We start from the raw sequence: 14,229 nt of genomic DNA on the forward strand, positions 1-14,229 counted from the left end.
GCCTCACCTAATGATCGGAAGAGAGGCGCCCCCTCGACTCTTCCAAATAGCAGTTTCCACACAACGACTCGTAAGTAACCGCTACCCCATCAATCGCTACCTGGTCTCCGTCGAAAACGAATTGGTCATCCACTTTGCGACCGTTAAATACTGCTTTTTTACCGCAGCGACAAATAGTTTTAAGTTCTTCCACCGAGTGCGCGATCTCCAGCAAACGCCGAGCCCCTGGGAACGCTATGGTTTGGAAGTCAGTTCGAATGCCGTACGCAAGAACTGGAACGTTATCCAGCACCGCGATGCGAAACATATCGTCAACCTGTTTTGGTGTGAAAAACTGAGCCTCATCAACAAGTAGTGCCGACACGGGCTTGGCTGCCAAATTCTGCACCAGAGCGTCAGGATCAACCCCTGAGGCTACATTCAAGAAAACGTGGCGCAGATTCTCATCTTTCCCAACCAGCATGTCTACTTCGCGCGTAACACCTAGCCGAGAAACGATCTGTGCATCCCCCTTGGTGTCAACCGACGGCTTAGCAAGTACTACCCTTTGTCCGCGCTCTTCATAGTTATAGGCGGCCTGCAGCAACGCGGTTGACTTCCCGGAGTTCATCGCCCCATACCTGAAATAAAGCTTAGCCACAGCACGCACCTTCCTCTTTCTTCTACTGAACTAATACCACAATGCAGCGAGCATCCACTCACCCGATCCCCATTTAATAAGCACACGCGGTGCCCCTAGGGGCACCGCCACGAGCCACGCCCTAGGTGCAGATACCTCATCCTGCCCATCCCACCACCTACCAAGGATGGGCCATGGGCCGCGCACGTCAGAGAGAATGACCTCCTCTGCCGCGTACAACCCAACATCTAATTCCGCTACTTCCTTAGCATTAATAACCATGCTTCGAGGCGTGGCGTTCAGCGTTCCATCCGGCCGCAGCTTGACCGCTCTTCCACCTTCATCAAACAGACGCGCAGGCAGAGGTTTTTCAAGCACCGTAGCGGGAGACTCTTCTTTCAAACCCCCGACCCACGCATCTTGGAACGAAGCGTGATTCTGCCATTTTTGAGGCACACTCCACTGCTCCCACGCAGCTGTTTCCAGGGCGGCGCCCCACTCGGTTTGCGCCACCCTGCTAAGAGGATCAAATCCTGGCCGCACTCGCGGCTGTAGCACCCCGTCCAAACCAACTAACGCCTGAAGCCTGAAGGCCACCGCACCAGCGCGAACATCGCCCTCACTACGGTCTGACCACAACTGCTTCGCAAGATGATCTATTGGAACCAGATCTCGGGCGGTCAGAACAATTTTTTCAACCCCAAATCGTTCTTGCGAATACTCACCCTCCATGGATGCTCCAGATCTAGCCAGCTCATCAATCCAAGATTGGACTTGCCAACGAGTTCGATCAACCAAATCGCGCGGCGCCGGGAAATCCACTATTGCCCAACGCCTGGTTCTCTCAACTCTTCCCGTAGCCCCCAAAATAGTTGCGGTGATATCTACCTCATTTGTAGCTACCTGCTTTGCTACCAGTTTTTCAACCAGACTTGCGGATTGCTCCAACAAATACCCCAAAGCCACCCCCAAATCTGCCACCGGGGTCGGAAACACAACAGTTTGCTCGACAAATTCTTCGGGTGCACGATCAGCTTTATGAAGCGCGTCAGTCTGCCACAGCAACCTGTACAAGCTCTGTCCGACCTCGCCAAAACGAGCCAGAACATGTCCCGCGTCAAGGGCTCGCAAATCACCAACCGTCCTAACCCCCAGGGCAGCGAGAGAATCCAACGCTTGATCCAGACTGATTTCCTTTTGGGACATAAGTGGCTTTAAGTGTCTTAGCGACAAATCGCTCACGCTAGATTCACCAGGATCTACAACGCCGTGCAGAGCCCCCACCCAGGCCTGCAACAGCCCTTCACCAATCCCCACATAGCATTCACTTTCTGTCTGCTCCGCGATCACGTCAACCACTCGTTCACACAGCGCCTCCTCACTACCAAAAGTGCGCGACGCAGAAGCGGGAATCCAAGCTATTCCGGGCTTCACCATGCAAACGGTTGCCGACACTTCTCCCAAAGCATCAAGCACGACGTTGAATGCCCGTAGCGAACGCCCCGGATCACTTGGCATAACTAAAAGCCCGTCACACAAATGCTCTGCAAGGACTCTTCGCATTCCCACCGCTACGCCCATCGCACGAGCTTCGCGAGTCACGTGAGTTACCCGCCCCGCGGCAGACACCAAAGCAGCCGGCGCCCCCGGAGGACAATCGATTGCCAGCGCACCCGTTTCCCAATCTGGGAAAAACACCACAGCTAAACGAGTCATACTGCCCTCCTGACCAAACCGAGAGAGCCACCGGACTCGCCATTTCTCGACTGCACGTACCAGGGTTTAGAAACCGAAAGCCAAGGCACGGTAGTCAAAACAGACGACCTTCTTGACCTAGCACGCCCAGCAAGTGCTCTTTGATTTTGGGCTGACAACGGAAGCGGCCCTGCAACCACCAGATCAACCCCATCGATCAAAGCCGCCAACACTTTAAGAGGCTTCTCTTTTGCCCGCGGAACAAAAATAACCTTTTCGAGCGGGACTCCCTTCTCTAAAGCCGCGCACCAACCAACGTTTTTAATACCAACAATGCCTATCCACTGATCGCCCTTGCGAAGGCTTAGCATCGCTTCAAATAAGGCCTCATTTCCACCACGCACATGCCACACGTTGCCCGCGCGCAAAGGCGCAGGCGAAACGCCCACCGCAGTTTCCGCCTTAACAAGACTCAATCGCGCTTTTTCTAAACGCTGCTTCCGCTCAAGTGTTTGAGCCTCCACCGTTTGCTCGCTTCCTCCCCCAAGAGTTTTCGAACATCTGTTCGATAGTGTATTGCAGGGGTGGGACAAGAAAAGTGGAGATACTTCATTTCGGTTTCGACAAACTTCAAAATTGACGCAACAACCCGCATTTATCGCGCAAATACAGTCGTAGGGATAAATTGAAAGTGACCTTGGCAACAACAGTAGGAGCTCCAAATGGACCTTGATTCACGCCCAATAGCACCCCATCCCGACGAGGCCCTGCCAAAACTTCCAACTTTCACGCTCAAGTCCAACGCTGCGAACGACATGCAGGTTATGCCCGCGGCCCAAACCGCCCCGGGAGGGTCCGTATCACCCCATCTTTCCTGGAGCGGATTTCCTGCCCAAACCCAGTCTTTCTTCCTCTATTGTTTTGACCCCGACGCGCCTACTCCGGCCGGATATTGGCATTGGGGAATTGTTGATATTCCCGCCGAGATCACCGAGCTAAATGAGGGCGCGGGAGAATCCGATCTGCATCTAGAGGGGCCGGCTTTCCACCTGCTAAATGACGCAGGGCAAGCCAGCTATTACGGAGCCAACCCTCCCAAAGGTGACCGCGAGCACCGATACGTATTCACCGTATATGCGCTCGATACCCCCTCTCTAGGACTGGACGACGACGCCACTATTACCACGGCGTCGTTTAACGCCCTATTCCACGCGCTTGCAAAAGCATCATTGACTTTGACTTTCAAGCAGTAAGCTTCCCCGGCTTTCCTATCGTGGAGCACGCACCTAAAATGATGGGCGTGCTCCACGTAATATTTTTTGAACCCAGAATCCCGGGAAACTCTGGCGCCGCAATACGTCTGTCTGCGTGTACCGGATCCATGCTTCACCTAGTTGATCCGCTGTTCGACATGGACGACACGAAGCTTAAGCGCGCTGGACTTGACTATCACGATCTGGCTCACGTTCGCGTGTACGAAACTATTGATGAAGCCTTGGAGCACGTGCCCGGCTCGATCTACGCTTTCACGGGGCATGCCACCACGCATTACAACGACGTCCAATACCGCGATGGGGACGGCCTGCTGTTTGGCCCCGAACCAACGGGCCTGCCAGAAGAGATCATGGATCACCCGCGCGTAACTGAACGCGTGCGCATTCAAATGACGCCGGGAACCAGATCACTAAACCTTGCAAACTCGGCTGCTATCGGACTCTATGAAGCTTGGCGCCAGCTCGACTTTCCAGGGGGAATGTAACCTCCGCACCTCTGCACGTGGATAGAATTTCAGTCCCTATCGGATAGGAGCTCCCTACTTGCGGTCAAAACTCTCCGCGATCTCCACGATCCTGCGCGGATTCGTGAACCAGATCCATACGAGTCCGACCACGGGAAGGATCAGTGGCGCGTAATAATAGCCGGCACCAAAGTTAGCCCACATGTTTCGAATAGCGCCGATGTCAGCAACGCCCAGGCTGATGATGCCAGTGGACAGAACTCCGGCTAGCTCAACTAACAAAGCAGTCCAACCGATGATGCGCATTCGCCTGCCATTATGGGTAATCGCAATAGCTATCAGCACGTAGCCGAGCGCAGCAATAAGAGATAGCACGCGCGGGCCGATTGGCTGATTTGAAAAGGTAACGAAATCAACGAAAGACGTGTAGGTAAAGTAGGCCGCGAACACCCAAAATACGGCCATAATAACTCGTCCACCCCCGTAGGAAGTGCTTCGGTTATCCGTTGCTGGCCGCGGCCCCGTTTCTGACGCCCGCACATTATTATGCATCCATACACCTCATCTTTCGGGGCTATTTTAGCGAAAACGGAGTTCTTGCGTCGATTTACCTTGCGGATACGATAGAGGCATGACAAATATCGATTTCATTTTTGATAACGCAACAGACGTTGAAGCTGATCTACTGGTTGCCTACTACTTTGAAGATGGGGCCAACGTTGAGGTTCCCGGCCTTAACGAGGCGGCCAAGGCCGTAGATGCAAAGTCTTCTACCGGAGCAAAGACCATACTTCCAGGCAGTGGAACCAAGGCGCGCAAGATCGCCCTTGTAGGTGCTAAAGCCGACGAGCTTCACTCACGGCGCAACTCCGACTTCTCCAATGGCATAGAGCTTGAAGGCACCGGCATTCACCGCCACCTCGCCGCCATTGGAGCCCGCGGCGAAAACGTAAAAAACGTGGTTCTAGCCGGAAAATATGAAAATGAGGACGATGTCATCCAGGCGGGCATCGGCGCACTACTAGGCAGCTACACCATTCAAAAGTACGGGGCTGACAAGGTAAGCGGACTCGAGCAACTCACAATCCTGGCGCCCAAAGGTCTTGACACCCACGCCGCAGCAAAGCGCATCAAAGTTCTTGCTTCTTCCATGATTATGATCATGAACCTGGTCAATCGCGCCCCCAACGATCTCTACCCCGCAAAGTTTGCTACTTACGCACAAGACGCCGTTGCAGACCTGCCCATCGAGGTTGAGATTTGGGACGAAAATAAACTTGCCGAAGAAGGCTGCGGCGGCATCCTCGCGGTTGGCCTGGGCTCTGATCGCGGTTCCCGACTGGTCAAACTCAGCTACGCGCCCAAGAACGCAAGCAAGAAGATCTCCTTGATTGGCAAAGGCATCACGTTCGATTCCGGCGGTATTTCCATCAAACCTGCCAAGGGCATGGAAGCCATGAAGTCTGATATGACTGGCGCGGCTACAGTACTCGCAACCACCGTTGCTGCCGCGGTTTTGGGTCTGAACATTAAGATCGACACCTACCTCGCCCTCGCAGAAAATATGCCCGGTGGTCGCGCCCAGCGTCCTTCCGATGTCATCACTATGCGCGGCGGAAAGACCGTTGAAGTGATCAACACTGACGCCGAAGGCCGTCTGGTGATGGGCGATGCCCTCGCGCTCGCGGCAGAGACGGACACCGACGCAATCGTTGACGTCGCTACCCTAACCGGAGCGCAGATCGTAGGCCTAGGTGAACGCACCGCCGGCGTCATGGGTAGCGCCAACGTGCGCGAGGCGATCGTATCCAGCGCCGCCAAGGTGGGTGAAGCCATGTGGAGCGCTCCACTTCCGTCTTATCTGCTCGACTCATTGAAGTCGGACGTAGCTGACATTGCGAACTCGGGGACAAGAGCAGGCGGAATGATGGTTGCGGGCATATTCCTGCAGGAGTTCGTAGCCGACAAGCCATGGGCTCACATCGACATTGCTGGTCCGTCCTACAACGACGACAGCCCGTGGGGCGCCAACAACAAGGGCGCAACTGGAATGAGCATGCTCACTCTCATCAACTGGGCTGAGTCACTCGCCTAAGGTAACGGCCCTAAAATTCCACCTCGCCCAATCTAGATTAACTTCTTTTTAATCGCGATTGGGCGAGGTTTTTACGTGTCTATACCCCGCTCCGTTCTTGTTGCATAAGGCACAAAACAAGGGCCGAAAATTTGATCACAAAAGAGGTAATCGTAGACGATCAGTGCGAGAATGAGCGGTAAGTAATGACTCTAGGTCAAAACTCGCATAAGGGGAGAATCACGTGAGTGAAGAAATGTACGATTTGGTCATCCTCGGCGCCGGCTCCGGCGGCTACGCAGCCGCCTTGCGCGCTAGCCAGCTTGGGCTAAAAGTAGCTCTAATCGAAGGCGACAAGCTTGGCGGCACCTGCCTGCACCGCGGTTGCATTCCGACAAAGGCATACCTGCACGCAGCAGAAGTTGCCGACACAGTTAAGGAATCCGCCTACTTTGGCGTGAATTCTAGCTTCGACGGAATCGACATGAACCGCGTCGCAGAATACCGTGACCAGACCATTAACCAGCTCCACAAGGGTCTGCAGGGCCTCATTAAGATGCGCAAGGTCGACTACGTGCAGGGTTGGGGCAGGCTCACGGGAAAGAACACCGTTACCGTAGATGGCAAGGAATACCGCGGCAAGAACATTGTCCTGGCCTCCGGCTCCTACTCCAAGACCATTCCCGGCCTCGAAATCGAAGGTAACGTGATTACTTCCGAGCAGGCCCTGCAGATGACCTGGGTTCCGTCTAAGGCAATCGTGCTTGGCGGCGGTGTCATTGGCGTTGAGTTCGCGTCCGTATGGGCATCCTTCGGCGCTGAAGTAACCATCATTGAGGGGTTGGACCGCCTCGTTCCTGCTGAAGATGAGGCCATCTCGAAGAACCTTGAGCGTCAGTTCCGCAAGCGTGGCATTGACTTCAAGACCAAGACCATGTTCGAATCCGTCACTCAAGATGAGTCCGGCGTTCACGTCAAGACGAATGACGGTAACACCTACGACGGAGACATTCTGCTGGTAGCCATCGGGCGCGGCCCGGCCACCGCAAACCTCGGTTACGAGGAGCAGGGCATCAACATGGAGCGCGGCTTCGTGATCACAGATGAACGCCTGCGCACCAACGTTGAAGGTATCTACGCAGTTGGTGACATCGTCCCCGGCCTGCAACTGGCACACCGCGGCTTCCTACAGGGCATCTTCGTAGCCGAAGAGATCGCCGGTTTGAACCCCGAACCAATCGTCGAATCAGGTATTCCTCGAGTAACTTTCTGCGAGCCTGAAATTGCCTCCGTTGGCCTGACCGAAAAACAGGCTAAGGAGCAGTACGGCGCAGACAAGATTGCCACGCAAGAGTTCAACCTTGCCGGCAATGGTAAGTCCCAGATCCTGAATACCGCTGGCCTGGTAAAGCTCGTTGCACTCAAAGACGGCCCTATCGTTGGCTTCCACGCCATTGGCGCCCGCATGGGCGAGCAGATTGGCGAAGGCCAGTTGATTGTAAACTGGGAAGCGTACGCTGAGGACGTGGCCAGCATTATCCATGCGCACCCAACTCAGAACGAGTCCATTGGAGAGGCGGCTCTGGCACTTGCTGGCAAGCCGTTGCACTCAGCCTAAGACCCACTACTTAAGGAGATACGTAAAGTGGCACAAGAGATTAAGATGCCAGCTCTCGGCGAGTCCGTCACCGAAGGCACTGTAACCGAATGGCTTAAGCAGGTGGGCGACACCGTTGAGGTAGACGAGCCCATCGTCGAAGTTTCTACCGACAAGGTGGACTCCGAAGTTCCCTCCCCCTACGCGGGCAAGATCGTCAAGATTTTGGTTGAAGAGGACGAAACTGTTGAAGTTGGCTCCGTCATCGCCCTAATCGGTGACGAGGGTGAAGCAGAGGCTCCCGCACAAGAGCCGGCTCCGGCCGAAGAAGCACCGGCTGAAGAGGCCCCGGTAGCTGAGCCGGCACCGGCCGCACCAGCTGCGCAGGAGTCCCCGGCCCCGTCTCCAGATGGCGAACTTATCGAAGTTAAGATGCCGGCCCTTGGCGAATCGGTAACCGAAGGCACCGTTTCTGCGTGGCTAAAGGCAGTTGGCGACAAGGTTGAGGCCGACGAGCCCCTACTGGAAGTTTCTACCGACAAGGTCGATTCCGAGGTTCCCTCCCCCGTCTCTGGTTTCCTCGCTGAAATCAAGGTGGACGAGGATGAGACAGTGGACGTTGATACCGTTGTTGCGGTCATCTCCACCGGCTCCCCTGTGGCGGAAGATGCGGAAAGTAAACCCGAGCCCAAGGCTGAGCCTGCTCCGGCACCGGCCCCAGAACCCAAGCCAGAACCTGCACCTGCTCCTCCGGCTCCGGCTCCGGCACCTGCTCCTCCGGCTCCGGCTCCGGCACCTGCTCCTGCAGCACGGCCTGCACCAGCCGCTGAGAAAAAGCCCGAACCAGCCCAGCCTGCTCGCGCTGACATTTCCGCCTCCGGCAAATACGTCACCCCGATTGTGCGTAAGCTTGCAAAGGACCTCGGTGTTGATCTAGCTGATGTAACAGGTCAAGGCATTGGCGGCCGTATCCGCAAGGAAGATGTCTATGCTGCCAAGGAAGCGGCAGACAAGCGCGCTGGCGCCGCCGCTGCGCCAGCACCTGCTACTGCGAAGAGCAAGGTGGCTGAAGACACCACGCTACGCGGCACCACGCAGAAGATGACTCGCATGCGTCAGGTTATTGCCGATCGTATGATGAGCTCACTGCAGGGATCGGCTCAGCTAACCACCGTCGTAGAGGTTGACGTGACCCGCATCGCGGCGCTACGCAAGCGTGCGAAGGCATCGTTTGAGGCTCGCGAAGGCACCTCGCTGTCGTTCCTACCGTTCTTTATCAAGGCGACCACGGAAGCACTCAAGATGTACCCGAAGGTCAACGCCGAGATTAAGGGCAAGGAAGTTGAGTACTTCAACTACGAGCACATCGGAATGGCAGTTGACACCGAACGCGGCCTAATGGTTCCAGTTATCAAGGATGCTGGCGACTTGACGCTCTCGGGCATTGCCCGCGCGATCAACGACCTCGCTGCTCGCTCGCGTGACGGCCAGATCAAGCCGGAAGAGCTCTCTGGCGCAACCTTCACCGTTACGAACACCGGTGCGATCGGCGCGCTGTTTGACACGCCGGTACTCAACGCGCCGCAGGTCGGCATTCTTGGCGTTGGCCGGATCGTCAAGCGTCCGATGGTCATCAAGGATGCGGACGGCAACGAAACCATTGGAATTCGCTCCATGGTCTACCTTGCCCTCACCTACGATCACCGCCTCATCGACGGCGCTGACGCAGGCCGCTTCCTCACCGCGATCAAGAACCGCCTCGAAGAAGCAGAGTTTGAGGCCGAGCTTGGTCTCTAACCTCAACTAGCTATGGGGCAGTCCGATTATCATCGGGCTGCCCCATTTTTATGCTAGAACTAGTTTGTGTTGATTGCGCCAAAGCGCATTTGAGAAGCCTCCCCCTCAGCACTTAGAGCTGTTCAGGATCCATTGAGGTAACATCACTTACACGCCAAGGCGGGCCGGTGAACGTGAGCTTCAACCGACTAGCTGGCTGGACCTCAACCACCTCGCAGATATCTTCCTGACACCGCTCATGTTCGTTTTGGGTAAAAGTTGCCAGCACTTCTAACGGGGAGCATTCCACGACCTTCACATCTGTTACCGCAGTTGCTAGGTTTCGGATCTCTATTCCCGACTGCTCGATGCTCTCAATCAGCTCAGCATCTTTTTCAAAAACCTTGCTGCCGGTATCGACCACGGTCTCTAGTAGTGCTCTATCAGATGTCACTATCGCCCTATTTCGTTTTGTAGTCAGATCCGAGACGACCGACTGCGCCTCACCAGACGAAGGGCAATGGACCGCGGAGGTCTCCGCTTCCTCAACCGATGAGGCCACGGGCACTGGCGCCACCGGCCGGAGCCACCAAAAACCAAGCGTGGCCATACCTACAATCACAAGCGTTGAAGCAACCGCGATTCGCGCCCGCCCCTTTCTTCGTGCCCGCACATGCCGCCCTCCCGGACGCTCATTTAGAACCGTTTGCGCCATAGAGGTCTCTTGGCGTAGCAGCTCTCCCGCGTCCAGCATGGAAGCATCGGACTCCACCGCAAGCACAGCGCCTCCGTCGTATCCCTTAAGGTCTGGCGATTCCAAAACCTGTTCTATCGAGAGCCGAGTAGCGGGATTTGCGTCCAACGCCCTCTTCACAACCTCTCCAGAAAATCCCAGTTCGCGAGCTAGAGCTCCCCACGCCCAGACATCGGCTGCCAACGGGTTTGTACCCGGCTGACCCTTCAGCTTCTCCGGCGCAGCAAACCCGGGCGTGAAACCGGTACCCAGCAGGTGGTCAACCAGCACAGCCCCTGCGGTTCCCACAACCACGTTCGCACTTGAAACATCACCGTGAGCCAATCCCGCCTCGTGCAAATCCTTCAATCCTGAAGCGACGCTACGCAGCAGTGTGCGCACCCGATTCTTTGTATTAGCTCCAGGCAGTTGCATCCACTGGTTGAGTGGCACGCCCTCCACCAGCGAGGTGACAAGCCCAACTCGCGCCCCGTCGGGGACAACATCAATCAATCGCGCAACAAATGGACTTTCCAAGCGCGAGAGAGTCTCCAGACGTTCAGCAAGAGAGTCCGCCTCATCCCGTGCAACAAAACGGATCAGGCAGGCTTCACCGGTTTTTGTAGTTGCCTGCCATATCGTGCCCGAGGACGACACGGTGAACGGCTGAATAATTTCATAGCCCTTGATGCTCATGAGATAACTCAACCACATTACGCCAATCCCCTCACGCACAGGGGCGCGCCTGTGGATTACTTGCGGTAAGCTTGGAAAGCTCACGCGAAAGCGTGACGCCCATCTGCTTTTTACTCAATGGGGACCCCACTGTTTTTAGTGAGTGCCGCTTTGGCCGGTTGGATGAGTAAAAACCCGGGTGGGTAAGCAACTTCGAAATTTAGAACAATGCATTCATCCCCTTTTAGAGCGCTCGGACATTACCGGGTACTCCCCCAGCTAACGGGCTGGAAAACACTCGTAATCGCTTTTGCAGCAAGAGCCCCTTACGCAATGCTTCCCCTGGGTGTCATGACCGCAGTCACGGCCAGCACCGGATCCGTTGCACAAGGCGGCGCCGCCACGGCATCCACCGCAATCTCCACCGCAATCGCGGGACCTTTGATCGGTAAATGGGCTGACCGTAAAGGTCAGTTTTTGCCGCTACGGATACTCACTCCGATTAATGCTGCGGCGCTTCTACTTCTATTTCTTGCGGTACAAACCGCTACCGCTGGGCTTCCCCTGTTCCTTGCCTGCATGGCAGTAGGATTCACGTCTCTTCCCATCGGATCTTTCACCCGATCCCGCTGGATCCATCAGACCAACACGCCACGAGAACTCGGTGCGGCCCTATCGTATGAATCCATGGCGGATGAGCTCGTATTCGTACTTGGCCCCGCCCTCGTTGGTATTGCAGCCACAGCCGCATTCGAGTCCGCACCGCTATTCCTCGCATTCCTGCTGGTTGCAACCGCAGGAATCGCCTTCGCGCTCCTTGCTCCAAAAACAAAGCCGGCCGCGCAGGCCGCGGACAAACAGGGCCCTGGAGTTGGCAGAGTAATACTTGCCGTCACTCCCGCCATCATTGCCATGACCGGTATTGGAATGCTGTTTGGCACCACCCAAGCCGCAACCACGGTTCGGGCCGAACTGCTGGGACACCAAGGGATCGCTGGCCTCGTATACGCAGCAATGGGAGTCGGCTCTGCCCTCATGGCCATCTTGACCGTTGCCATCCCTGAACGTATAAACCTGCCCACTCGCCTGCTTATAGGTGGCCTGGGCATTGCGGCAGCGATGAGTCTGGTGGCACTAGCGGGCGACCTTGTATCGACTGCATTTCTACTAACTCTTGCAGGCTTCTTTATTGGCCCGGCGATGGTTACCGCATTCACCTTGGCGGAATCACTTGCTCCCCGAGGGGGCATAGCGATAGCGATGACGTCGATGCAATCATCAGTAGTAATTGGCGTCTCCATCGGGTCCAGCCTAGGAGGCATTATCGCCCAAAACTTCCATGACAAACCGACATTCTTAGCCTCGGCTGGAGCGGGAATCTTGGTTGCGTTGGTAGGCTTTATCCTGAACATTCGTCAGCTGTCCAAAAGAGGGTAAACTGGGGCCATCATGGCTAAAAAAGAAAACGAATCACGCACACCTGTTGCGGAGAGTAAACCGAAAAAGCGCCGGTGGTATCACAACCTCTACGACGCTTACAAGATCACCAAACGCACGTTCCCGTGGGTAAGCTGGCTGATCCTCGGAGCAACCATTGGTGTAATTGCCCTATTCGTGGTCTTGGGCATTTGGACGAAGATGAATATTTATATTCTCATCTTCTTGGCCGCCACGCTCGTCGCATTCGTGCCAATGGCTATCCTTGCGACACTCGTGAAGAAGGCAATGTACCGGCAGGTCTCCGGCACGATTGGTTCCGTTTATGCGGTGCTCTCGCAGATACGCAGAGGTTGGATAGTTACGCAAGAACCCATCGCCGCCAACCGAAACCAAGATATCGTTTGGCGTCTGGTTGGACGGCCCGGTGTTGTCCTCATTACCGAGGGACCAAACGCACGTGTTCGCGATCTTGTTGAGCGTGAGCGCAAACGGGCCCAAAGGGTTGTAACCAACGTTCCGGTACATGTCATTCACGTAGGCGAGGGCGAGAACCAAGTGAAGCTCGAGAAGCTTGAGGCTGAGCTGCGCAAGCTCCCCAAATCGCTACACCGTAAGGAAGTTCCCGAGGTTGCTAACCGCATTCAAGCCGTCTCCTCTATTGCCAAACAGGGAGGCATGCCTCACGGCGTAGATCCGACGAAGGTAAAAATGTCTCGGCGCGCACTGCGCGGGAAGTAATCTTTTTGGTAACTGAATATTTTTTATCTGCCGCCGAGAATCTCGGCGGCAGATAACTTTTCTGATGCGTATTACAAGTCACATCTAAATAAACATTCACCAGCTTGCATATTCATTCACCAATGGCGATACTTATACACGTTGAAAGCTTTACATATAGGAGTTTTGCCGTGAAGACACAAAAGATGCTCAGCATGGTTGCGGTAGCCACACTTGCTACTCTTTCCCTTGCAGCCTGCTCTGACCCAGACCAGCCCAGTGAAGAAGCGACTGCACCTTCCGATTCGGTTGCCAAGTTCTACGACATCGACTCGATTGAAACGCAGGCTGACATTGCCGCTCTCGTGCCCGAGGAAATCAAGGCTCGCGGCGAGCTCCGCAACGGCGCTTCAACCGACTACGCACCCGCAGAATTCCGCGACACCGACGGCCAAACTCCCATCGGTTACGATATTGAACTCGTCAAGGCACTAGCCAAAGTAATGGGCCTATCAGAAGGAACCACTACCCACGCTGAGTTTGCAACGATCATCCCCGCGCTGGGCACCAAGTTTGACATCGGTGCCTCTTCCTTCACCATCACGCCCGAGCGCATGGAACAGGTCAATATGGTTTCCTACGTTGAAGTAGGATCCTCCTACGCTGTAAAGGCCGGTAACCCGTCTGGATTTGATCCAAGCAGCCCGTGTGGCAAGACCATTGGCGTTCAAACCGGTACCTACCAGCAAACCTACGTAACCGACCTATCCGCCGAGTGCGAGGCAAAGGGCGAAGCCGCTATCAAGATCATGCCTCACGACCTCAACACCGATAACGTGACGAAGCTTGTGGGCGGCCAATACGACGCGGTGCTGTCAGACTCGACAATCACAGGTTGGGCAATCGAATCGACGAATGGCCAGCTTGAGCAGGTGGGCGAAGTAATCGAGTCCGAACCGCAAGGCATTGTCATTAACAAGGAGGATGCTGCTCTTACCGAAGCCGTACAGAAGGCACTGCAATACCTCATGGACAACGGCATTCTCGAGGACATCTTGAACCTCTATGGAGCCGGCGACGCGGCACTTTCTAAGGCCGAGGTAAACCCGGGTAAGTAATCCATGGATAACGTAAACCTAATCCACCCCCGGCCGGTACCCCGGCC

At 55.4% G+C, this 14,229-nt stretch carries 13 protein-coding genes; 8 read left to right on the forward strand and 5 right to left on the reverse strand.

Annotated features, from left to right (window positions below; genetic code table 11):
- Nucleotides 1-7 precede the first annotated feature (7 nt).
- Genes HMPREF1628_RS03440 through HMPREF1628_RS08620 form a run of 3 tightly spaced genes read right to left on the reverse strand, consistent with a single transcriptional unit; the run spans nucleotide 8 to nucleotide 2,790 of the window.
- The gene (locus tag HMPREF1628_RS03440) at nucleotides 8-640 is read right to left on the reverse strand and encodes a thymidine kinase (protein ID WP_034507937.1); all 633 of its coding nucleotides are present in this window, start codon (nucleotides 638-640) and stop codon (nucleotides 8-10) included.
- 30 nt (nucleotides 641-670) lie between these two features.
- Nucleotides 671-2,335: a Y-family DNA polymerase gene (locus HMPREF1628_RS03445; RefSeq protein ID WP_034507862.1), complete on the reverse strand. Its 1,665-nt coding sequence runs from the start codon at nucleotides 2,333-2,335 to the stop codon at nucleotides 671-673.
- On the reverse strand, nucleotides 2,332-2,790 hold the full coding sequence (locus tag HMPREF1628_RS08620) for a hypothetical protein (protein WP_156956857.1): 459 nt from the start codon (nucleotides 2,788-2,790) through the stop codon (nucleotides 2,332-2,334). The genes HMPREF1628_RS03445 and HMPREF1628_RS08620 overlap by 4 nt, the downstream gene beginning before the upstream one ends.
- Before the next feature lie 246 nt (nucleotides 2,791-3,036).
- Here HMPREF1628_RS08620 and HMPREF1628_RS03455 point away from each other — a divergent pair, with 246 nt between their 5' ends.
- Nucleotides 3,037-3,567 carry a YbhB/YbcL family Raf kinase inhibitor-like protein gene (locus tag HMPREF1628_RS03455; protein WP_034507865.1) on the forward strand — a complete coding sequence of 177 codons (531 nt, stop codon included), beginning with the start codon at nucleotides 3,037-3,039 and terminating at the stop codon, nucleotides 3,565-3,567.
- Nucleotides 3,568-3,614: 47 nt separating this feature from the next.
- A complete protein-coding gene (locus HMPREF1628_RS03460) occupies nucleotides 3,615-4,073 on the forward strand; it encodes a tRNA (cytidine(34)-2'-O)-methyltransferase (protein WP_034507941.1) in 459 nt (152 codons plus the stop codon).
- A 54-nt stretch (nucleotides 4,074-4,127) separates the two neighbouring features.
- Here the strand turns inward: HMPREF1628_RS03460 and HMPREF1628_RS03465 are convergent, their stop codons facing one another.
- Nucleotides 4,128-4,604 (reverse strand): hypothetical protein, encoded by a 477-nt coding sequence (locus HMPREF1628_RS03465; RefSeq protein ID WP_034507867.1) that lies wholly within the window; start codon nucleotides 4,602-4,604, stop codon nucleotides 4,128-4,130.
- Nucleotides 4,605-4,683: 79 nt separating this feature from the next.
- Here HMPREF1628_RS03465 and HMPREF1628_RS03470 point away from each other — a divergent pair, with 79 nt between their 5' ends.
- From HMPREF1628_RS03470 to sucB, 3 genes are all read left to right on the forward strand, one after another.
- Nucleotides 4,684-6,147, forward strand: a complete 1,464-nt coding sequence (locus HMPREF1628_RS03470) for a leucyl aminopeptidase (protein ID WP_034507869.1) — start codon at nucleotides 4,684-4,686, stop codon at nucleotides 6,145-6,147.
- Between the two features lie 223 nt (nucleotides 6,148-6,370).
- Complete coding sequence (gene lpdA, locus HMPREF1628_RS03475) at nucleotides 6,371-7,744, forward strand: dihydrolipoyl dehydrogenase (protein WP_198030392.1); 1,374 nt, start codon at nucleotides 6,371-6,373, stop codon at nucleotides 7,742-7,744.
- 27 nt (nucleotides 7,745-7,771) lie between these two features.
- Nucleotides 7,772-9,520 carry a 2-oxoglutarate dehydrogenase, E2 component, dihydrolipoamide succinyltransferase gene (gene sucB, locus HMPREF1628_RS03480; RefSeq protein ID WP_034507871.1) on the forward strand — a complete coding sequence of 583 codons (1,749 nt, stop codon included), beginning with the start codon at nucleotides 7,772-7,774 and terminating at the stop codon, nucleotides 9,518-9,520.
- Nucleotides 9,521-9,632: 112 nt separating this feature from the next.
- Here the strand turns inward: sucB and HMPREF1628_RS03485 are convergent, their stop codons facing one another.
- Nucleotides 9,633-10,946, reverse strand: coding sequence for a protein kinase family protein (locus HMPREF1628_RS03485; protein ID WP_156956858.1), 1,314 nt, complete (start codon nucleotides 10,944-10,946; stop codon nucleotides 9,633-9,635).
- A gap of 189 nt (nucleotides 10,947-11,135) precedes the next feature.
- Between HMPREF1628_RS03485 and HMPREF1628_RS03490 the strand changes: the two genes are divergently transcribed.
- The 3 genes from HMPREF1628_RS03490 (at nucleotide 11,136) to HMPREF1628_RS03500 (ending at nucleotide 14,182) form a co-directional block, all read left to right on the forward strand.
- Nucleotides 11,136-12,344 carry an MFS transporter gene (locus tag HMPREF1628_RS03490; RefSeq protein ID WP_034507876.1) on the forward strand — a complete coding sequence of 403 codons (1,209 nt, stop codon included), beginning with the start codon at nucleotides 11,136-11,138 and terminating at the stop codon, nucleotides 12,342-12,344.
- Nucleotides 12,345-12,356: 12 nt separating this feature from the next.
- Nucleotides 12,357-13,085 carry a DUF4191 domain-containing protein gene (locus HMPREF1628_RS03495; protein ID WP_034507877.1) on the forward strand — a complete coding sequence of 243 codons (729 nt, stop codon included), beginning with the start codon at nucleotides 12,357-12,359 and terminating at the stop codon, nucleotides 13,083-13,085.
- Between the two features lie 170 nt (nucleotides 13,086-13,255).
- The gene (locus HMPREF1628_RS03500; protein ID WP_442853074.1) at nucleotides 13,256-14,182 is read left to right on the forward strand and encodes an ABC transporter substrate-binding protein; all 927 of its coding nucleotides are present in this window, start codon (nucleotides 13,256-13,258) and stop codon (nucleotides 14,180-14,182) included.
- The last annotated feature ends 47 nt before the right edge of the window (nucleotides 14,183-14,229 follow it).

This window comes from Actinomyces sp. S4-C9 (assembly GCF_000758775.1).
GTDB lineage: Bacteria > Actinomycetota > Actinomycetes > Actinomycetales > Actinomycetaceae > Gleimia > Gleimia europaea.

Bases quoted from the DNA above. Each gene is read 5' to 3' on its own strand.
- HMPREF1628_RS03445 (WP_034507862.1), bottom strand. From the start codon at position 2,335: ATGACTCGTTTAGCTGTGGTGTTTTTCCCAGATTGGGAAACGGGTGCG.
- HMPREF1628_RS03455 (WP_034507865.1), top strand. From the start codon at position 3,037: ATGGACCTTGATTCACGCCCAATAGCACCCCATCCCGACGAGGCCCTG.
- HMPREF1628_RS03465 (WP_034507867.1), bottom strand. From the start codon at position 4,604: ATGCATAATAATGTGCGGGCGTCAGAAACGGGGCCGCGGCCAGCAACG.
- HMPREF1628_RS03470 (WP_034507869.1), top strand. From the start codon at position 4,684: ATGACAAATATCGATTTCATTTTTGATAACGCAACAGACGTTGAAGCT.
- HMPREF1628_RS03485 (WP_156956858.1), bottom strand. From the start codon at position 10,946: ATGTGGTTGAGTTATCTCATGAGCATCAAGGGCTATGAAATTATTCAG.
- HMPREF1628_RS03490 (WP_034507876.1), top strand. From the start codon at position 11,136: ATGCATTCATCCCCTTTTAGAGCGCTCGGACATTACCGGGTACTCCCC.
- HMPREF1628_RS03495 (WP_034507877.1), top strand. From the start codon at position 12,357: ATGGCTAAAAAAGAAAACGAATCACGCACACCTGTTGCGGAGAGTAAA.